The sequence below is a fragment of the Micromonospora sp. MP36 genome, assembly GCF_008119785.1.
Classification (GTDB): Bacteria; Actinomycetota; Actinomycetes; order Mycobacteriales; family Micromonosporaceae; genus Micromonospora.
Genome location: NZ_VSFA01000001.1, coordinates 328,644 through 346,947, shown reverse-complemented (window position 1 = coordinate 346,947; position 18,304 = coordinate 328,644). Strand labels below are relative to the sequence as shown.

The following is an 18,304-nucleotide window of genomic DNA, read 5'->3' as shown; positions in this document are numbered from 1 at the left end:
ATAGGCTCGCCGGGGAAGACATCCGCGGTCGCCGAGGGGAGGGAGCGGTCATGGCCCGGAGCCGGAAGGTGACGGTCAGCACCGACGCCCACGGCCACACCGCCGGCTGGTCGGAGACCTCGGAGGCACCCCCGGCCACCCCGACGCCCGATCCCACCGCCGCCGCCTTCTTCGACGTGGACAACACGATGATGCAGGGCGCGTCGATCTACTGGTTCGCCCGCGGGCTGGCCGCGCGGAAGTACTTCACCACCGGTGACCTGGCCCGGTTCGCCTGGCAGCAGGCGAAGTTCCGGCTGCTCGCCACCGAGCACGCCGGGGACATGTCCCAGGCGAAGGAGGCGGCGCTCGCCTTCATCCAGGGCTGGCGGGTGGGCGACGTGGAACGGCTCGCCGAGGAGATCTTCGACGAGCTGATGGCGCCGCGGATCTGGGCCGGCACCCGTCGACTGGCCCAACGGCACCTCGACGCCGGTGAGCGGGTGTGGCTGGTCAGTGCCGCGCCCGTCGAGATCGGCCGGGTGATCGCGACCCGCCTCGGGCTGACCGGGGCGATCGGCACGGTCGCCGAGGTGGTCGACGGGGCGTACACGGGCCGCCTGGTCGGCGACCTCATGCACGGTCCGGCGAAGGCCGAGGCGATCACCCAACTCGCCGCGGTGGAGGGGCTGGACCTGGGCCGCTGCACCGCCTACAGCGACTCGGCCAATGACCTGCCGATGCTGTCCACCGTGGGTCACCCGGTGGCGGTCAACCCGGACGCGGCGCTGTTGCGGCAGGCGCGCGAGCGCGGCTGGGCCGTGCGCGACTTCCGCACCGGGCGCCGGGCGGTCAAGATCGCCGTACCGTCGACGGCCGCCGCCGGGCTGCTCGCCGGCGCGGTCACCGCCGGCCTGGCGCTGCACCGGCGCCGCCACCGCCCCGGCTGACCACCCGGATGGTCAGGGGCCGAACGGGTCGGGGCGGCGTTCGAGCAGCTTGTGCAGGGTCTGCTGGATGGTCTCCCGCACCTGGTCGGCGAGGTTGAACACGACCAGCGGGTCGTCGGCCGAGTCGCGCAGGTGCGCGGTGGGGATCGGCGGGCAGAACTCGATCAACCACTTGCTCGGCAGCGGCACCATGCCCAGCGGCCCCAGCCAGGGGAACGTGGGGGTCACCGGGAAATACGGCAGCTTGAGCAGCCGGGCCAGCGGCTTGATGTCGGCGAGCATCGGATAGATCTCCTCGCCGCCGACGATCGCCACCGGCACGATCGGCGTGCCGGTACGCAGGGCCGCGGAAACGAAGCCGCCCCGACCGAACCGCTGGAGCTTGTAGCGGTCGGCGTAGAGCTTGCCGACCCCCTTGAAGCCCTCCGGGAACACGCCGACCAGCTCGCCGTTGCCGAGCAGCCGTTCCGCGTCCGGGCTGCAGGCCACCGTGCCGCCGGTCTTACGGGCGATCTCGGAGACCACCGGCATCCGGAAGACCAGGTCGGCCCCGAGCAGCCGCAGGTAGCGGCGCATCGGATGCCGGTCGTGCAGTGCCGCGGACAGCACCAGCGCGTCCAGTGCCACCGTGCCGGAATGGTTGCCGACCACCAGGCCCGCCCCGGTGTCCGGCACGTGCTCCACGCCGCTGACCTCGGTGCGGAACCAGTCCCGGTAGAGCACCCGGAGCAGCGGGTGGAAGACCGCGTCGGTCAGGTCCGGGTCGAAGCCGAACTCGTCCACCTCGTAGTCGCCGGAGAGCCGCCGCCGCAGGAACGCGAGCCCCTTGGCGACCTTCCGGTCCCAATGGTCGGGGCGGTCCGCCACGGCCGGCCCCGGCGCGGCGACCGCCCCGCCGGTCGCGCCGTCGTCCGGCCCGGACGCGGCCGGCTCGTCCGCGGAGGTGTCCGGCTCCTCCAGCGGCGCCGGGTCGGCGGCGGTCGCCGTCGGGCGGCGGTGTCCATTGCGCCGCGCGGGCTCCCCGTCCGGTCCCGGCACGGTCAGCGGTACGTCGTAACGGGGCCCGCCCCGCTCCTCGGCGCCGCTCACGCCGCCGCCTCGCTTCGCTCCACGGCGGCGCGAGGCGCCGCGCTACTGAGCCTGATGGTTCGCTCGCTCCGCTCGCTCACGGCCGCTCCCGGAGGGTGGAGCGGACCTGCCGGATGCTCTCCAGCACCAGTTGTTCGGCCGTGGCGAGCTGGGCCCGGGTCACCACCACGCCGCCGTGGTGCGCGCGGATGAAGTCGTCGAACGCGGCGGCGGTCGAGCGGGGCGTGAAGCCATACTCGCGCTCCAGTCGGCTGGTGTCCACCACCCGACCGTGCACGAAGAGGTCGACCTGGTCCAACCCGTACCGGCCGAAGCCCAGGCTGCGGGCGATCGCGACGGCCCCGGATAGTCCCGGCTCCAGCACCGGTACGGCCACCCGGCCGGCCCGGCGGATCGCCTGCGAGAGGGAGAGCACCCCCGGCCCGGCGACGTTGTAGGTCCCCGGGTGCTCCTCGGCGACCGACCGGTGCAGCACCTCCAGGGCGTCGTCGATGTGGACGAACTGGAGGCGGGGATCCCGGCCGAAGACCGTGGGCACGACCGGCTGGGCGAAGTAACGGGTGAGGGTGGTGTCCGCGGTGGAGCCGATGAACGGCGCGAAGCGCAGCACGGTCGCGGTGACGTCGGGCCGGCGGCGGCGGAAGCCGCGGACGTACCCCTCGATGTCGAGGATGTCGCGGCCGAAACCGCCGCGCGGCACCTCGCGCGGCTCGGTCTCCTCGGTGAAGACCGCCGGGTCGCGGAACGACGCGCCGTACGCGGCGGTCGACGACCGGACCACCAGCTTGCGCAGCCGAGGCGCCCGCTGGCAGGCGGCGAGCAGCTGCATGGTGCCGATGATGTTCTGTTCCTTCATCGCCGCCCGGCCGCCGTGCTGCGGGTCGGGCGCGGTGACCAGCGCCAGGTGCACCACCGCGTCCACCTCGAGGTCGGCGAGGAGACCGCCGAGGGAGTCGAGGTCGAGACGGATCCGCTCGACGCCGTCGAGCAGGTCGGCGAACTCGGGGTTGGGCGCCGGGTCGACCCCGATGACGCGGTCGATGCGGGAGTCGGCGGCGAGCCGGGCGGCCACGTGCGCGCCGAGGTAGCGGCCGACCCCGGTCACGACGACGACCCCCGGAGCACCCGAGGTGCCACCGGGGGTCATGTCATGCGCCTTGCGCGGCAGGCGGGATCGAGCCGGGACGTCCACGGCCTGATCACCTGAGCCTCCGAGGGTCGACAGTTGGCAAGTGCTGCCGAGCGCCGGGCCGGGGCCCGGCCCCGGTCACTTGCCGAGACGGCGACGCTGGACGCGGGTCTTGCGCAGCAGCTTGCGGTGCTTCTTCTTAGCCATGCGCTTGCGGCGCTTCTTGACCACCGAGCCCATACGACAGCCTTTCGATGCAACGTGCGGGGCGGACCAGATGACACCACCGCGGGTGGCGCCGGTGACCGCTTGCGGACAACGGACCGGACCAACGTGGTGGGCAGGGCACACCAGGGTGCGGTCACGGTCGGGTCCAGGGTAGCCGGAGTGCGTCAGCAGGACCAACGCGCCCCCGTCGATGCCCGTTACGTCGCACTCGACGGCGCGGCCGGCGCCGCGGTCAGGCGCTCTCCTGGAAGGCGCCGCGGAGGTACTCGTGCACGGCGTGCTCGGGCACCCGGAACGAGCGGCCGACCCGGACCGCGGTCAGCTCACCACTGTGCACGAGGCGATAGACCGTCATCTTGGACACCCGCATCACCGTCGCCACCTCGGCGACGGTCAGGAACCTGACATCCGACAGCCGACCGTCGGACTGCGACCCGGCCATGGCTCACCGACCCATCCCATGCCCGGCGCGTGCCGCCGGGCCGGTTGCTCCGGCCAGGCGAGCGACGCGCGTGTTACCAGTACGGTAGCGGGGCGGCTGTGACCGGCGCGATCCCTTCCTCCGATTGATCATGGGACGCTCGCCGTTTCCTGGCCGTTGACCTGGTGTTTTCCGCCGATGAGGGCCTCGCGTCCGGTTCGTGCCGGCGCGCCCGGGCGCGAACGCTGCAGGCGTCACTCGGCCCGCAGCGCCACCACCGGATCCAGCCGGCCGGCCCGCTGGGCCGGGACCACCCCGAAGACGATGCCGACCGCCGCCGAGACCCCGAAGGCGAGCGCCAGCGACCACCAGGTGATGGCAGCCGGGATCGGCGAGAGCGCGTCGACCAGGAGCGCGCCGCCCACACCGAGCGCCATCCCGGTCAGCCCGCCGATCGCGGTGAGCAGCACCGCCTCCAGCAGAAACTGCACCCCGATGTCCCGGGGCCGGGCACCGACCGCCTTGCGCAGGCCGATCTCGCGGGTCCGCTCGCGTACCGAGACCAGCATGATGTTGGAGACGCCGACGCCGCCAACGAGCAGCGAGATGCCGGCGATGGCGGCCAGTACGCCGGTCAGCACGCCGAGGATGTCGCCGAGCACGCCGAGGATCTGCTGCTGCGTCACGGCGCTGAACTCGGTGTCCGGGTGCCGGCGGGACAGTTCGGCGACGATCCGGTCGCCGAGTTCGCCGATCCGTTCCCGGTCGGGGGCCTTGACCGCGATGCCGTCGACCCGTTGGGTGCCCCAGAGCCGCTGCGCGGCGGTCACCGGGATGTGCACCTCGTCGTCCCGGTCCACACCGAGGCTCTGCCCGAGCGGCGCGAAGACGCCGATCACCCGGAACCGGACGCCGGCCAGGGCGATCTGCTGGCCGAGCGGGTCCCGGTCGGGGAAGAGCGCGTGGGCCACCGACGCGCCGAGCACCGCGACCCGGCGGCTGGTGTCCACGTCGGCGCCGGTCAGGTAGCGGCCCCGGGCCAGCGACCGGGTGAAGACCGACGGGGTGGTCTCCAGCACGCCCTGCACGGTGGTGAAGTCGGCGCGGGCGCCGGCCCGGGCGGTCGCGCCGGAGGCGATGGTGACGGCCACCCGTCCCGGGTCGCCCACCACCCGGGAGACCGCGTCCACGTCCTTGAGGGTCAGCGGTGAGACCACCGGCGCGGTGCCGACGTCGAGCTTTCCGGGGACCACCAGGAGCAGGTTCGAGCCGAGCCCCTCCACCTGCTGTTCGACCTTCTGCTTGGTGCCGGTGCCGATGGCCACCAGCAGCACCACCGAGGCGACGCCGATGATCACCCCGAGCATGGTCAGCGCGCTGCGCATCCGGTTGGCCCGCAGCGCGTCCCACGCCACCCGCCAGGCCTCGGCGACCCTCACGGTTCACCCCCGCCCGGCAGGTCGTCCCCGTGCCCACCCTCGCCGGTGCGGTCCAAGGCGGCGGGGGAAAGGCGTCCGGTGGCTCCGGCGGCGCCACCGGAGCCACCGGACGGGCGCCCCGGGCCGCTTCCGGACACGGACCGGGGCCCCGCGCTGGGAGCGCCGTCCAGTGTCGCAGGTCGGTCGACGGCACCCGACAGCGGTCGATCATGAATGGTGTCCGACCGCACCCGGCCGTCGCGTACGGCGATCTGCCGACGGGCCCGGGCGGCCACCTCCTGGTCGTGGGTCACCATCACCAGGGCCACCCCGGACTCGGCGTTCAACCGCTCCAGCAGCTCCAGCACCGCCTCCCCGGTGGCGCTGTCCAGGTTGCCGGTGGGCTCGTCGGCGAGCAGCACCGCCGGATCGGTGACCAGGGCGCGGGCGATCGCCACCCGCTGCTGCTCGCCGCCGGAGAGCTGGTTGGGCCGGTGGTCCAGCCGGTGCCCGAGCCCGACCCGACCGAGCATCGCCGCCGCGCGTTCCCGCCGTTGCCGCGCCCCGATGCCCCGATAGACCAGGGGCAGCGCCACGTTGTCCACCGCGGACGTCCGGGGCAGCAGGTGGAACGCCTGGAAGACGAAGCCGATGGTCTCGTTGCGCAGCGTGGCCAGCTCCGGCGGGGAGAGCGTGGCGACGTCCCGGCCGCCGATCACCAGCCGGCCGCCGGTGGGCCGGTCCAGCCCGCCGAGCAGGTGCATCAGCGTCGACTTGCCCGAGCCGGACGGCCCGACCACCGCCACGTACTCGCCCGGGTCGATGGTGAGCGACACCCCGCGCAGCGCGGCCACGGACACCCCGTCGAGCTGGTACGTCCGGGACACGTCGACCGCCTCGATGGCCGGCACCCCGACGGGCAGGGTCACCGCGCGCGACTGCGGGGCTCGCGGAACCGGCTCACTCCTCGCGCTCACCGGAGTTCCTGGCCGTCGCGGACCCGGTCGGTGCCGCGTACGACGATCCGGTCACCGGCCTGCACCCCGCTGACGATCTGCACCAGGTCCTGCCCCTGCACGCCGACGGTCACCGGCACCCGGTCGGCCTTGCCGTCCCGCAGCACCCAGACCGCGTCCCGGCCGTCGGCGGAGAAGACCGCCGAGGCGGGTACGGCCACCGCGTCGGCGGCCTCGCGTACCCGGAGGTGGATCACGGCGTTCATGCCGGGACGGGGCGCGGGTGCGGCCTCGCCCTCGCCGAGCCGCCCGGCACCGAGGCTGAGGCGTACCCGGTAGGTGACGCCGCCCCGGGCGGAGCTGGTGGGGAGCACGTCCACCGAGCGGACGGTGGCGTCGTACGTCGCCCCGGTCACCGCGTCCAGCTCGACGGCGGCGGTGAGGCCGGCCCGGACCAGCAGCACGTCGGTCTCGTCGACCTCGGCGAGCAGGCCGAGCTGGCCGGTGTCCACGATGGTGAGCACGGGTGTGCCGGCGGTGACCCGGCCGCCCGCGGGCACCGCGTCGTCCACGCCCGCCGGCGGGCCGCCCTGCCCGGCGGACCCCAGCGCCGACGGGTCGATGCCCGCCGCGCCGCCGGCCGCCCCGAGCAGGCCGGTGAGGTCGGTCGGGGCCGCGGCCCGGGTGCCGCCCGGCTGCACCACCCCGGCGATCGGGGCGCGCAGGGTCAACGCGTCGACGGTCGCCTTCGCCAGGTCGTACGCCTGCTGGGCCTGGAGGCGCTGCGCGGTCGACAGGGCGCCGACGGCGCTGTTCAGCCCGGCCAGCCCGCGCTGCACGGCGGCGACCGCCCGGTCGGCGGCGCGGGCGGCCGACTCGTACTGCCGCTGGGCGGACTCGACCTGGAGCAGCAGCGCGGACCGCAGCTGCGGGTCGCCGATCTTCCCGGCGGCCTGGCGCGCGGCGTCGAACGCCTCGGCGGCGGCCCGGTCGGTGCCGCGCCGGCTGCCACCCAGGTCACCGACGCCGACGCTGCGGCCGGCCTGCTTCGCCGCGCGCAGCGCCGCGCGGGCCTGCCGGAGTCGGTCCTGCGCGGACGGCGAGTCAATCACGGCGAGCACCTGGCCGCGGCTGACCCGCTGCCCCGGTTGGACGCGCAGGCTGGCCAGGGTGCCGTCGGCGGGTGCGGTGAGGGTGGCGGCGGCCCGGGCGGTCACGGTGGCGGGCGCGTCGATCACCTCGGCGACCGCCGACCGACCCACCTGGGCCACGGCGACCGGGGTGTGGTCGTCGCCGCACGAGGCGGCGGTGGTGCCGGTCAGGACGACGACGGCGAGCAGGGCGGTGACGAGGCGGGGGCGGGTGGCCGCGGGCAGCCGCGGCGGGTGGGGGCGGGCCACCCGGCCCATGCTACGACCGGCGGCACGGCGGCTCAGCCCGCCACCGTGCGGACGTACGCGACTCAGTCGTCGTGCAGGGCGGGCCACCGCTCGCCGAACACCCGGTCGGCGGCGTCGTCCAGGGACCGGTGCTCGTGCACCACCGCCCGGAAGAAGTCGAGCACCCGTGGCTCCCCGTACCGGTCAACCAGATGGCGTACGGCCAGGTAGCCGACGCCGTAGCTGCCGCCGACCCGGGTGTCGGCCGCGTCGTCGGCGGGCGCCAGCGAGTCGAGCCGGCCGTTCCACCCGCCGTGGACGAGGGTGCGCACCTCGGCCAGGCCCTCGTAGCGGCCCACCGGCTGGCCGTCCGCGCCCGCGTACTCGGCCAGCCCCTCCACCAGCCACCAGCTGGACCGGTCGGAGTAGCCCCGGTCGGGCAGGGACGCGGCATGGGTCAGCTCGTGCCGGAGCAGGTCGTCGACGCCGGTCGGGGTGACGCTCTGCGCGTTCAGCACGATGTCGTGGTGTCCCCCACCGACGCCGACCGCGTACCCGGCGGTCCACTTCGGACGGCCACCGCCGTACCAGCGCCGCCACTCCGTCCGACCGGCGTAGAAGACCAGGTAGCGGTCCGGTGGGGAGCCGGCGACCGCGTAGCTGTCGGCGACCGCGGCGGCGGCCTCGGCCTGGGCGAGCAGCCCGGGAAGCTTGGCCCGCAACGCCGGCGTGGTGGCGACGACGCTCCGCTTCCCGACCGCCACGGCCAGGTCACTCACCTCCCAGGGCCGCGCTCCGGCCGGCTTCGCCCGGGACTCCTCGACGGCGAGCAGCCGAGGCTCCTCGCCCACCAGGCGCCACCGGGTGCCGATCTCCACGCTGCTCGGCGTGCAGCCGGGCAGCACGAAGCAGTAACCGACCGTCACCGTCAGCCGCCACTCCCCCGGGTGCCCGTCGACCGCCGTCGGCACACCGTCCGCCGCCGGCCGCCACACGGTGACCCGCAGCGCGCGCAGCGCGGCGTACCGGCGGGTGAGGTCGGACCGGGCGGCCGGCTCGGCGACGGCGAGGAAGCCGGCTCGGTCGCCGCCGAGCAGCGCGGTGGCCTGGCGGTCGAGCTGCGCCGTCATCCGCGCGCCGAGGCGCCGCGCCGCCGCCGTGGCCGGGTCGTCCCCGCCCGCCGCCGGCCGCCCGGCCGCATCCCCCACCAACCCGACCAGAAGTACGCCGGAAACACCGCACGCCACCAGGGCGAGTACCAGCGCGAGCGCGGTCCAGAGCGGCCAGCGCTGGCGGGAACGCGGTGCTGCACCGCTCGGCGCAGGGGGTGGAGCGGGCTGCTCGCCATCGGTCACGGGAGTTGGGCCCGGCTGCTCGGCCTGCTCGTCACCGTCGGTCACCGGCGAAGGGTACGACCGATCGGGCGATCCGGCCAGAGCTCCGCACGGCAAGGGCGCAGGGCAGACGGGCGTCCTGGTCTACGCCGGCTCAGATGGGGTCGCCGAGGAACGTGAGCAGGGCCTTGTCCACCGCCCAGAGGGCGACCAGCAGCACCCCGAGCGCCGGCCGCCCGGCCCACGCGAGCAGCAGCCCTCCGGTGGCGAAGCAGGCGGCCTGCACGGTGAGCTTGGCCGCCGCGGGCAGCGGCACGCTGGCCTTCGGCGAGCAGAACAGGCCCCACACCACGGCGATCAGCAGCGGCGCGCCGAGGCCGGCGAGCAGCCGAACCGGCCAGCCGGCGTCGCGGGTGAAGCCCCACCAACCGGCGGCCACGAGCAGCGCCAGTTCCAGCAGGAAGATGAGCCCCAGCAACGGCGCCTTCATCGGGACCTCCAGCCCCGGTAGGCGGTGTCGAGCGCGGACACCATCTGGTCGAAGGAGCGGTCGATCTCCCGGGGCAGGCCGAATCCGCCGGCCGCTTCGAGAGTGATGAAGCCGTGGACCGCGGCCCGGAACATCCGGGTGGCGTCGACGGCCGCGTCGCCGGTGAGGCCGTATCCGCGCAGGATCGCGTAGACGGCGCCGACGGCCCGCTCGGCGGCGGCGAGGTGTTCGGGGTCGGCGGGATCCGGCGCCCGCTGGGCGGCCACGTAGCGCCCGGGGTGGCGGCGCGCGTACTCGCGGAACGCCGTGGCCACCGCGCAGAGCGCGTCGCCGCCGGCCCGGCCCGCGGCGGCGGTGGTCAGCTCGTCGGCCACCTCGGTGGTCACCAGCACGGCGAGCTTCCGGTGCAGGTCGTCCGCGCCCTTGATGTGCTTGTAGAGGCTGGGCAGCGCCACCCCGAGCCGGCCGGCGAGCGCGGCCAGGGTGAGCCGGTCGTAGCCGACCTCGTCGGCGAGCACGGCCGCCTCCCGGACCACGGCCGCCGGGGTGAGGCCGGCCCTAGGCACGGGAGGTCACCGCCAGGAACTCGACGAGGTCGGCGGCGGTGGCGTCCGGCTGGTCGGCGTGCGGGTAGTGGCCGGACTCGGCGATCATGCGGGCCTCGGCGGTGGCGAACAGCCGCCGGGCGGCCCGCGCCTCGGCGCCCGGATCCGGGAAGTCCGGGTCCTTCGTACCCATCAGCACCAGCACCGGCTGCCGCACGTCGCGGGTGCGTGCGGTCCAGTGCGGCTCGACCGGCGCGACCACGCCGCGCACCGCGGCCATCCGGCCGCGCAGCTTGGCGACCAGCTCCTTCCGGTACGCGGCGTCGTCGTCCGGCCGCCCGCACGGGAAGAGCGTGCGGTGGAACATCCCGAACAGCCGGGGGCTGCGCAGCACGACCGCCTGCGCCAGCCGCATGACCGGGTTCGGGTTCGGCACGGCGACGAACGGGCTGACCTGCACGATGCCGTTGACCAGCTCGGGCGCGTCGGCGGCGGCGAAGACCACGGCCGCCGCGCTGGACGAGCTGCCGACCAGGGTGGCCGGGCCGCCGCCGAGCGCCCGGACCACGGCGAGCAGGTCGGCGCCCACCTCGGCCGGGGCGTACGTGGGCCAGTGGGCGCTGGAGTCGCCGTGCCCGCGGACGTCGACCGAGGCCACCCGGTAGCCGGCCGCCACCAGCCGGGGCACCAGGTGCCGGAAGGCCGCCCGGTTCTCCCCCATGCCGTGCGAGAGGACCACCATCGGCCCCTCCCCGTGCACCTCGTACGCGATCGTTCCGCCGTCCCGCGACACCTGGCTAGCTGTCATAGCCAGAAAGCTAATACCATTAGCTTTCAGCGTCAAGCCCGCCCCGGAAAACACGGAACGGGCCGGGGGACATCCGTCCCGCCAGCCCGTTCGCCGTTCGGTCAGCTCACTTCTTGGAGATCAGCGCGCGGCCGAAGAACGCCAGGTTGGCCGGGCGCTCGGCCAGCCGCCGCATCAGGTAGCCGTACCACTCGTCGCCGTAGGGGACGTAGGTGCGCACCGTGTAGCCCTCGCCGACCAGGCGGGCCTGCTCCTCGGGGCGGATGCCGTACAGCATCTGGAACTCGAAGCGGTCCGGCCCGCGGTCGAACCAGCGGGCCCGGTCCGCGCCGATGGCGATCAGCCGCGGGTCGTGGGTGGCCAGCATCGGGTAGCCGTCCCCGGACATCAGCACGTTCAGGCACCGCACGTACGACTTGTCCACCTCGCGGGCGGACTGGTAGGCCACCGACTCCGGCTCCTTGTACGCGCCCTTGCAGAGCCGCACCCGCGACCCGGCGCCGGCCAGCTCGCGGCAGTCCGACTCGGTACGCCGCAGGTACGCCTGGAGCACGGCACCGGTCGACGGGTAGTCCTTGCGCAGCTTGGCGAGGATGTCCAGCGTCGAGTCGGTGGTGGTGTGATCCTCCATGTCCAGGGTCACCGTGGTGCCCGCCGCGTCGGCCGCCGCGCAGATCGCCCGCGCGTTGTCGTAGCCGAGCTGCTCGTCGAACTTCTGCCCGAGCGCGGAGAGCTTCACGCTCACCTCGGCCGCGGGGGTGAGCTCGGCGGCGGAGAGCAGCCGCAGCAGCTTGAGGTATTCGTCCCGGGTGGCGTTCGCCTGCTCGGGGGTGACGGTGTCCTCGCCGAGGTAGTCGAGGGTGACCGCCTGGCCGTCGGTGACGAGTGCACGGGTCGCGCGCAGCGCGTCGTCGGTGCCGGCACCGGCAACGAACCGGCGGACGACGTCCCGGGTGAACGGGGCCGTCGCGACGAGCCGCTCGACCCGGGATGACCGGGAGGCGGCGAGGATGACGGTACGGAGCATGAGCTGAGCGTAACGCCCGGCCGCCGACCCCCGCCGGGGGGCGGCGGCCAACGTCACGCGGCGTTCACCCTGGGGGAAAGCAGGGGGCTGGCATCGATCAGCTACAACGATCTTGTGGAACGACACCCCCGACGCCGGCTCCGGTCGGCCACCGTGCAGCTCGGCGCGCTGACCGCCCTCGCGCTCGCCCTCTCGGGCTGCAACCTGACCGACGACGATGACGACTGCGCTCTCGGGCCGGCCGGCGGTGGCGGGGACAGCGTCGCCATGGCGTCGCGGATCCCGGCGCCCGCCGCCGCCCGGGACACCTCCGCGCCGGTCGCCGCGGCGCTGCCCGCCTGGGGCGGCTTCGGCAGCCACCTCGCCTCCTGCGGCGGCTGAGGTGCGCCGCGAGGCTAGCGTCCCGCGCCCCGACTGGGACGCCACCGTCCGCGCGCAGGGGCTGGTGTACGTCGACACCGAACTGCCCGACGGCGGGGTGATGTCGTACTGGGACGAGACCGCCGCGTACGCCTTCGGGCTGGACGAGGTGCTGCGGCTGGAGGAGGCGACCGAGGAGCTGCACCGGATGTCGGTGGCCGCCGCCGAGCACGTGGTGGCTCGCAACCGGTACGCGGAGTTCGGCATCCCGGCCTGGGCCGCCGAGGCGGTCGCCCGGGCGCTGCGGGAGGCCCCGCCCACCCTCTACGGCCGCTTCGACCTCTGGTACGACGGCTGCTGGCCGCCCAAGCTGCTGGAGTACAACGCGGACACCCCGACCGCCCTGGTCGAGGCGAGCATCGTCCAGTGGTACTGGCTGGAGCACACCCGGCCCGCGGCGGACCAGTGGAACAGCCTGCACGAGCGGCTGGTCGGGGCGTGGGCGAAGATCGGCGCCGGCCTGCACGACCGCCGGGTGCACGTGGTCTGGTCCGCGGAGGAGGAGTCGGGCGAGGACCAGATCACCGCCGGCTACCTGGCCGAGACGGCCCGCCAGGCCGGGCTGGACGTCACGCTCATGCCGATCCAGGAGATCGGCTGGGACGGGCGGCGCTTCGTGGACGCCGCCGACCGGCCGGTCACCACCTGCTTCAAGCTCTATCCCTGGGAGTGGATGCTGGCCGAGCCGTACGGGCCGCCGGCGCTGGCGCCGGGCACCCCGACCACCTGGATCGAGCCGGCCTGGAAGCTGCTGCTGTCGAACAAGGCGCTGCTGGCGGTGCTCTGGGAGCTGTATCCGGACCACGAGTACCTGCTGCCGGCGTATCTGGACTCGCCGCGCGGGATGACCGAGTACGTGGCGAAGCCGCTGCTCGGCCGGGAGGGCGCCGCGGTGCGCATCGTCGCGGGCGGCACCGAGATCACCAGTCCGGGCAGCTACGGCGACGAGGGCTTCTGTTACCAGGAGTTCCGGGCGCTGCCCGATTTCGACGGCAATCGCATGGTGCTGGGGAGCTGGATCGTCGACGGTGAGTCGGCCGGTGCCGGGGTGCGGGAGAGCGCGAGCCTCATCACCGACAGTTACGCCCGGTTCCTCCCCCACTTCATCGACACGCCGCGAACGCCATGAGTCGTCTACCGTTGGTCTCGTGAACTTCGACGCGTACGCCCGGACCGGAGTTGATCTCGTCAACACCCGTCTGGACGACCTCGACGACCTGCGGGCCCTTTTCCCGGACGAGAACGCGTGGATGCGCGACGAGGTCACGGAACGGGACCTGGCGATCCTCCGGCGGGCGCAGAAGCGCCTGCGCGACGTCTTCGAGTACGGCACCTCGGGCCGGGACGCCGCGGCGGTGGCGGAGCTGAACGCGCTGCTGGAGGCGTTCCCGGTGCAGCCGCGCATCTCCGGCCACGACTCCAGCGACTGGCACATGCACGTGACCGGCCGGGGCGCCTCGGTCTCGTCGGAATACCTGGCCGGCGCGGTCTGGGGCCTGTCGGTCTGGCTCTGCGAATACGGCAGCGCCCGGTTCGGCGTCTGCGCCGACGAGCGCTGCGGCAACGTCTACCTGGACACGTCGTCGAACTGCTGCCGGCGGTTCTGCTCGGAGCGCTGCGCCACCCGCTCCCACGTGGCCGCCCACCGGGCCCGCAAGCGGGCCGCCGTCGGCGACCAGCTGGCCGTCCCGGCCCAGTCGGAACCGCTCACCCCGGTCAGCTGACCCCCGGGTCAGGCGTCGACCGGGGACGGGGCGGTGAGGTTGGCGCGGGCGAATTCCAGCGCCTCGCGGAGGTCGGCCTCGCGCACCGCGCGACTCTTCGCGCCCCGCGTGGTGACCTCCACTGCCACCGAGCCGGTGAAGCCGCGGCCGGCCAGCGAGCGGAGCAGCTCGGCGCAGGGCTGGCCGCCGCGCCCGGGCACCAGGTGCTCGTCGCGCCCCTCGCCGGTGCCGTCGCCCAGGTGCACGTGGGCCAGGCCGGCCCCCATCCGGTCGGCCATCGCCAGGGCGTCGGTGTGCGAGGCGGCGCAGTGCGAGAGATCCAGGGTGTACGCGGCGTAGCCGGTGTCGGTCGGGTCCCAGCCCGGGACGTACGGGACGAACTGCCGGCCGGCCATCCGTACCGGGTACATGTTCTCCACCGCGAAGCGCAGCCCGCCGAACTGCCCGGCGATCGTGTCGAGGCCGTCCGCGAAGTTGCGGGCGTAGTCCCGCTGCCAGGTGAACGGCGGGTGCACCACGACCGTGGGCGCCTCCAGCGTCTCGGCCAGCTCGGCGGCCTTGCGCAGCCGCTCCCACGGGTCGGGGCTCCACACCCGCTGAGTGACCAGCAGGCACGGCGCGTGCACCGAGAGGACCGGCACGCCGTAGTGGTCGGCCAGGCCGCGCAGCGCACCCGGGTCCTGGCTCACCACGTCGGTCCAGACCATCACCTCGACGCCGTCATACCCGAGCGCCGAGGCGAGCTGGAACGCCGCCGCGGTCCGCTCAGGGAAGACCGAGGAACTGGAGAGGAGCACCGGCACGCGGGAAGTCACACCCTTCAGGGTAACCGCCTCCGCCGCAGCCCATCAGGACGAGCCTCCCCAAACCGCCCAGACCGACCCCGATCACATCGGCACCAGCTGATCCAGCCGGCGAAGGATGACCCCCTCCCGCAGCGCCCACGGGCAGATGTCCACCCGGTCCACGTCGAGCCGGCGCATCACCGCCTCGGCCACCACGGCACCGGCCAGCAGCTGGTGGGCCCGCCCCGCGCTGACCCCCTCCAGCTCAGGCAGCTGCGCCGGCGGGATGTGCCGGATGAAGCCGAGCACCTGCCGCAGCCCGGTCCGGGTCAGGCTGCGCGGGGCCCACAGCCCGGCGCTCGACGGGGCGGCCCCGGCCAGCCGGGCCAGCGTCCGGAACGTCTTCGAGCTGGCGACCGGCCGCTCCCAGCCCACCTCGGCCAACTGCTTCACCACCGGGTCGAGCATGGTGTGGACGTACTCCCGCAGCTCCTCCACCGCCTCGGCCGACGGCGGCACGGCGCCGGACGGATCCACCCGCAGCCGCTCCCGGCTCAGCCGCCCGGCACCGAGCGGCAGCGAGATCGCCACGTCCGGCTCCTCGTCGATGCCGGCCGCCAGCTCCAGCGAGCCGCCACCGATGTCGAGCGCCAGCAGCCGCCCGGCGGACCAGCCGAACCACCGCCGGACCGCGAGGAAGGTCATCCGCGCCTCGTCCGCGCCGGTGAGCACCTCCAGCCGTACGTCGGTCTCGTCGCGGACCCGGGCCAGCACCTCCCCGGCGTTGCTGGCGTCCCGGACCGCGGAGGTGGCGAAGGCGAGCAGGTCGTCGACCGCCAGCCCGGCCGCCGCGGCGCGGGCCATGCCGACGGCCTTGACCAGCCCGTCCGCGCCCGCCTCGGTCAGCGCGCCGTCCGGACCGATCTGCTCTGCCAGCCGGAGCACCACCTTCTCCGAGTGCGCCGGCCACGGGTGCGCCCCGTGGTGGGCATCGACCACCAGCAGGTGCACCGTGTTCGAACCGACGTCGAGAACACCCAGTCGCATGGTGACGACCCTAGGGCCAACACGTTTCCCCGGCTCGCCGGCCGGCCGGGCCGACCACGCGTACGCTGGTCCGGGTGACAGGCCAGATCGAGCTGCAGGTGCTGGTGGACGACCCGGACGACCCGCGCAGCCGGGAGGTGGAGCTGGACTTCCCCCGGGAGTGGATCGAGTTCGTCGACCCGGCGGACGAGAAGCACGTGATCCGCGCCGACCTGACCTGGCTGCTCTCCCGGTGGACGTGCATCTTCGGCAAGGGCTGCCACGGCATCATCGCCGGCCGGGGCGCGGACGGCTGCTGCTCGCACGGCGCGTTCTTCACTGACTCCGACGACGAGAAGCGGGTCCGCGCCGCGGTCAAGCGGCTCACCCCGGAGACCTGGCAGCACTTCCGCAAGGGCTTCAAGAACTGGACCGAGAACGACACCATCGACGGGAAGAACCCGGCCCGTCGTACGGCCACCCGGGACGCCGACTCGCCGTGCGTGTTCCTCAACGACGCCGACTTCGCCGGCGGGGGCGGCTGCGCGCTGCACGCCCAGGCGCTGCGCGACGGGGTGCACCCCCTGGAATACAAGCCGGACGTCTGCTGGCAGCTGCCCATCCGCCGGGACCAGGACTGGCACAAGCGGCCGGACAACACCAAGGTGCTGATCTCCACGATCGCCGAGTTCGACCGGCGGGGCTGGGGCGCGGGCGGGCACGACCTGGACTGGTGGTGCACCTCCTCCACCGACGCGCACGTCGGCGCCGAGCCGATGTACCTCTCCTACGGCCCGGAGCTGACCGCGCTGATCGGCGCGCCCGCGTACGTGAAGCTCGCGGAGCTGTGCGCGGCCCGGTTGCGCCAGGGTCAGGTCGCCCCCCACCCGGCCAGCGAGGGCTGACCCCGGCTACGCCGGCCCGTCGACGGGCAGGACGACCACCCCGTCGTCGTCGCTGTAGACGTGCGCGCCCGGCGCGAAGACGCAGTTGCCGAAGAACACCGGCACGTCCCGCTCGCCGACGCCGGTCTTGGCGCTCTTGCGCGGGTTCGTGCCGAGCGCCTTGATGCCGATCGGGAGGGTACGCAGGGCGGCCACGTCCCGGACCGCGCCGTTGATCACCACGCCGGCCCAACCGTTCTCCGCCGCCGTGCCGGCGATGAGGTCGCCCATCAGGGCGGTGTGCACGGAGCCGCCACCGTCCACCACCAGGACCCGGCCCTCCCCCGGTTCGGCGACGATCGTCTTCACCAGGGCGTTGTCCTCGAAGCAGCGCACCGTCACGGCCGGACCGCCGAAGGCCGGCACCCCGCCGAACTGGCGCAGCTGGGCGTCGCACGAGCCGAGGGTGTCGCCGTACCGGTCGTAGAGGTCGGCGGTGGTGGGAGTTTCCATGGTCGTCCTTTCAGTCGGGGTTCGGATCCGGGCGGTGCAGGCCGGTGGCGGCGACGGCGGCGCCGGCCAGGCCCGCGGCGGTGCAGGCGAGCACGCCGGCCGCGCCGGCACCGGCCGCCAGCACACCGGCGGCGCTGGGGATGAGCACCTGCCCGAGCCGGTTGCCGGTCAGCCGCAGCGACATCGCCCGGCCGCGCAGCCCGGGCGGCGCCGACTCGGCCAGGAACGACATGGTCAGTGGCTGTCCCGCGCCGAGGCCGAGGCCGGCGACGGTGACTACCACGGCCATCGCCCAGAACGGCAGTGGCGGCAGCAGCAGCGCCAGCCCGGTGGCGGAGAGGGCGACCGTGCCGATCAGCAGCCGGAGCCGGCCGATTGCGGCAACCAGCCGGCCGAGCCCCAGCCGCGAGAGCATCGACGCGACCGCGCGCAGCCCGAGCAGCAGGCCGATCTCGCCGGCCGCGATGCTCCGCTCGGCGCCGAGGGCGGGCAGGTAGACCAGGGTGATGTCGACCGCCGCGAGGACCACGCAGCTGACCGTGAGGGCGCGCACCAGCCCGGGCTGGCGGAGCAGGTCCCGCATCCCGCCGGCGGCCGGTCCCGCCGCGGCCCGGTGGTGCGCCGACGGGCGGAGGAACGCGGCGGCGACCAGGAGCGGCACGGCCAGCGCGGCGGCGCCGAGGAAGATGGCCCCGGTGTCCGGGATGGGCCGGTCCCCGCCGAAGACCACGATCAGGCCGGGCCCGAGCGCCTGCCCCAGCGAGGCGGCGAAGGTGTAGTAGCCGAACGCCGCGTCGTAGCGGTCGGCCGGGGTGCGGTTGGCGACCAGCGCCTGCTGGGCCACCACCGCGCAGAGATGGGCGGTGCCGAGCAGCATGCTGGCCAGCACCAGACCGGCCACCGAGCCGGCGAGCAGCACGAACCCGAGGCCGGCGGCGGCGAGCAGGGCCGACCCGGCGAGCGCCACCCGGCGCTCGCCGAACCGGTCGACCGCGTGCCCGCTCGGCACGGCCAGCACCAGCGGTACGACGGCGAAACTGGCCCCGAGCACGCCCAGCCACGCCCCCGGCACGTCCAGTTCGAGCGCCCGGTACGCGGACGCCGGTCGGAGCATGAAGGTGACCGCCTGCAGCACGATGGTGTGCGTGAGCAGCAGGGCGGTCTGGGCGCGCCCGGGAGCCGTCAAGCCCCCGGGCGCC

The 18,304-nt window shown here is 74.4% G+C and carries 21 protein-coding genes; 5 read left to right on the top strand and 16 right to left on the bottom strand.

Going from position 1 to position 18,304, the window contains the following annotated elements; translation table 11 throughout:
* Positions 1–50: 50 nt before the first annotated feature.
* The gene (locus tag FXF52_RS01635) at positions 51–929 is read left to right on the top strand and encodes an HAD family phosphatase (protein WP_148793314.1); all 879 of its coding nucleotides are present in this window, start codon (positions 51–53) and stop codon (positions 927–929) included.
* 12 nt (positions 930–941) lie between these two features.
* Here the strand turns inward: FXF52_RS01635 and FXF52_RS01630 are convergent, their stop codons facing one another.
* The 12 genes from FXF52_RS01630 to FXF52_RS01575 form a co-directional block, all read right to left on the bottom strand.
* Complete coding sequence (locus FXF52_RS01630; protein WP_148793707.1) at positions 942–1,796, bottom strand: lysophospholipid acyltransferase family protein; 855 nt, start codon at positions 1,794–1,796, stop codon at positions 942–944.
* Between the two features lie 298 nt (positions 1,797–2,094).
* Positions 2,095–3,165 carry an NAD-dependent epimerase/dehydratase family protein gene (locus FXF52_RS01625; RefSeq protein ID WP_148793313.1) on the bottom strand — a complete coding sequence of 357 codons (1,071 nt, stop codon included), beginning with the start codon at positions 3,163–3,165 and terminating at the stop codon, positions 2,095–2,097.
* A gap of 120 nt (positions 3,166–3,285) precedes the next feature.
* Positions 3,286–3,387: a 30S ribosomal protein bS22 gene (locus FXF52_RS01620; RefSeq protein WP_007465623.1), complete on the bottom strand. Its 102-nt coding sequence runs from the start codon at positions 3,385–3,387 to the stop codon at positions 3,286–3,288.
* A gap of 220 nt (positions 3,388–3,607) precedes the next feature.
* Positions 3,608–3,817, bottom strand: a complete 210-nt coding sequence (locus FXF52_RS01615) for a helix-turn-helix domain-containing protein (protein ID WP_073834429.1) — start codon at positions 3,815–3,817, stop codon at positions 3,608–3,610.
* Positions 3,818–4,050: 233 nt separating this feature from the next.
* On the bottom strand, positions 4,051–5,235 hold the full coding sequence (locus FXF52_RS01610; RefSeq protein ID WP_148793312.1) for an ABC transporter permease: 1,185 nt from the start codon (positions 5,233–5,235) through the stop codon (positions 4,051–4,053).
* The gene (locus FXF52_RS01605) at positions 5,232–6,125 is read right to left on the bottom strand and encodes an ABC transporter ATP-binding protein (protein WP_370517870.1); all 894 of its coding nucleotides are present in this window, start codon (positions 6,123–6,125) and stop codon (positions 5,232–5,234) included. The genes FXF52_RS01610 and FXF52_RS01605 overlap by 4 nt, the downstream gene beginning before the upstream one ends.
* 62 nt (positions 6,126–6,187) lie before the next feature.
* A complete protein-coding gene (locus tag FXF52_RS01600) occupies positions 6,188–7,579 on the bottom strand; it encodes an efflux RND transporter periplasmic adaptor subunit (RefSeq protein ID WP_148793311.1) in 1,392 nt (463 codons plus the stop codon).
* A 53-nt stretch (positions 7,580–7,632) separates the two neighbouring features.
* Positions 7,633–8,949, bottom strand: a complete 1,317-nt coding sequence (locus tag FXF52_RS01595) for a hypothetical protein (RefSeq protein ID WP_255471689.1) — start codon at positions 8,947–8,949, stop codon at positions 7,633–7,635.
* A gap of 88 nt (positions 8,950–9,037) precedes the next feature.
* A complete protein-coding gene (locus tag FXF52_RS01590; RefSeq protein ID WP_148793310.1) occupies positions 9,038–9,373 on the bottom strand; it encodes a YrdB family protein in 336 nt (111 codons plus the stop codon).
* A complete protein-coding gene (locus FXF52_RS01585; RefSeq protein ID WP_148793309.1) occupies positions 9,370–9,939 on the bottom strand; it encodes a TetR/AcrR family transcriptional regulator in 570 nt (189 codons plus the stop codon). The genes FXF52_RS01590 and FXF52_RS01585 overlap by 4 nt, the downstream gene beginning before the upstream one ends.
* On the bottom strand, positions 9,932–10,726 hold the full coding sequence (locus FXF52_RS01580; protein WP_148793308.1) for an alpha/beta fold hydrolase: 795 nt from the start codon (positions 10,724–10,726) through the stop codon (positions 9,932–9,934). Before FXF52_RS01580 ends, FXF52_RS01585 begins: the two co-directional genes overlap by 8 nt.
* Before the next feature lie 106 nt (positions 10,727–10,832).
* Positions 10,833–11,753 (bottom strand): proline dehydrogenase family protein, encoded by a 921-nt coding sequence (locus tag FXF52_RS01575; protein WP_148793307.1) that lies wholly within the window; start codon positions 11,751–11,753, stop codon positions 10,833–10,835.
* A 114-nt stretch (positions 11,754–11,867) separates the two neighbouring features.
* Here FXF52_RS01575 and FXF52_RS01570 point away from each other — a divergent pair, with 114 nt between their 5' ends.
* Genes FXF52_RS01570 through FXF52_RS01560 form a run of 3 tightly spaced genes read left to right on the top strand, consistent with a single transcriptional unit; the run spans position 11,868 to position 13,897 of the window.
* The gene (locus FXF52_RS01570; RefSeq protein ID WP_255471687.1) at positions 11,868–12,134 is read left to right on the top strand and encodes a hypothetical protein; all 267 of its coding nucleotides are present in this window, start codon (positions 11,868–11,870) and stop codon (positions 12,132–12,134) included.
* Between the two features lies 1 nt (position 12,135).
* A complete protein-coding gene (locus FXF52_RS01565) occupies positions 12,136–13,302 on the top strand; it encodes a glutathionylspermidine synthase family protein (protein WP_148793306.1) in 1,167 nt (388 codons plus the stop codon).
* 19 nt (positions 13,303–13,321) lie between these two features.
* A complete protein-coding gene (locus tag FXF52_RS01560; RefSeq protein WP_148793305.1) occupies positions 13,322–13,897 on the top strand; it encodes a CGNR zinc finger domain-containing protein in 576 nt (191 codons plus the stop codon).
* Positions 13,898–13,905: 8 nt separating this feature from the next.
* Here FXF52_RS01560 and FXF52_RS01555 read toward each other — a convergent pair whose 3' ends face one another.
* Positions 13,906–14,712: a sugar phosphate isomerase/epimerase gene (locus tag FXF52_RS01555; protein ID WP_187413280.1), complete on the bottom strand. Its 807-nt coding sequence runs from the start codon at positions 14,710–14,712 to the stop codon at positions 13,906–13,908.
* 72 nt (positions 14,713–14,784) lie between these two features.
* Positions 14,785–15,729, bottom strand: a complete 945-nt coding sequence (locus tag FXF52_RS01550; RefSeq protein ID WP_148793304.1) for a Ppx/GppA phosphatase family protein — start codon at positions 15,727–15,729, stop codon at positions 14,785–14,787.
* 74 nt (positions 15,730–15,803) lie between these two features.
* On the opposite strand from FXF52_RS01550, the gene FXF52_RS01545 reads away from it, so the two are divergent.
* Entirely contained in the window at positions 15,804–16,613 is an 810-nt protein-coding gene (locus FXF52_RS01545) for a hypothetical protein (protein WP_148793303.1), read from the top strand.
* A 6-nt stretch (positions 16,614–16,619) separates the two neighbouring features.
* Here FXF52_RS01545 and rraA read toward each other — a convergent pair whose 3' ends face one another.
* Together rraA and FXF52_RS01535 are read right to left on the bottom strand one after the other, a co-directional pair.
* The gene (gene rraA, locus FXF52_RS01540; protein ID WP_148793302.1) at positions 16,620–17,105 is read right to left on the bottom strand and encodes a ribonuclease E activity regulator RraA; all 486 of its coding nucleotides are present in this window, start codon (positions 17,103–17,105) and stop codon (positions 16,620–16,622) included.
* Between the two features lie 10 nt (positions 17,106–17,115).
* The gene (locus FXF52_RS01535; protein WP_148793301.1) at positions 17,116–18,291 is read right to left on the bottom strand and encodes an MFS transporter; all 1,176 of its coding nucleotides are present in this window, start codon (positions 18,289–18,291) and stop codon (positions 17,116–17,118) included.
* Positions 18,292–18,304 lie beyond the last annotated feature (13 nt).

Bases quoted from the DNA above. Each gene is read 5' to 3' on its own strand.
- FXF52_RS01635 (WP_148793314.1), top strand. From the start codon at position 51: ATGGCCCGGAGCCGGAAGGTGACGGTCAGCACCGACGCCCACGGCCAC.
- FXF52_RS01625 (WP_148793313.1), bottom strand. From the start codon at position 3,165: ATGACCCCCGGTGGCACCTCGGGTGCTCCGGGGGTCGTCGTCGTGACC.
- FXF52_RS01620 (WP_007465623.1), bottom strand. From the start codon at position 3,387: ATGGGCTCGGTGGTCAAGAAGCGCCGCAAGCGCATGGCTAAGAAGAAG.
- FXF52_RS01615 (WP_073834429.1), bottom strand. From the start codon at position 3,817: ATGGCCGGGTCGCAGTCCGACGGTCGGCTGTCGGATGTCAGGTTCCTG.
- FXF52_RS01600 (WP_148793311.1), bottom strand. From the start codon at position 7,579: ATGGGCCGGGTGGCCCGCCCCCACCCGCCGCGGCTGCCCGCGGCCACC.
- FXF52_RS01590 (WP_148793310.1), bottom strand. From the start codon at position 9,373: ATGAAGGCGCCGTTGCTGGGGCTCATCTTCCTGCTGGAACTGGCGCTG.
- FXF52_RS01580 (WP_148793308.1), bottom strand. From the start codon at position 10,726: ATGACAGCTAGCCAGGTGTCGCGGGACGGCGGAACGATCGCGTACGAG.
- FXF52_RS01575 (WP_148793307.1), bottom strand. From the start codon at position 11,753: ATGCTCCGTACCGTCATCCTCGCCGCCTCCCGGTCATCCCGGGTCGAG.
- FXF52_RS01550 (WP_148793304.1), bottom strand. From the start codon at position 15,729: ATGCGACTGGGTGTTCTCGACGTCGGTTCGAACACGGTGCACCTGCTG.
- rraA (WP_148793302.1), bottom strand. From the start codon at position 17,105: ATGGAAACTCCCACCACCGCCGACCTCTACGACCGGTACGGCGACACC.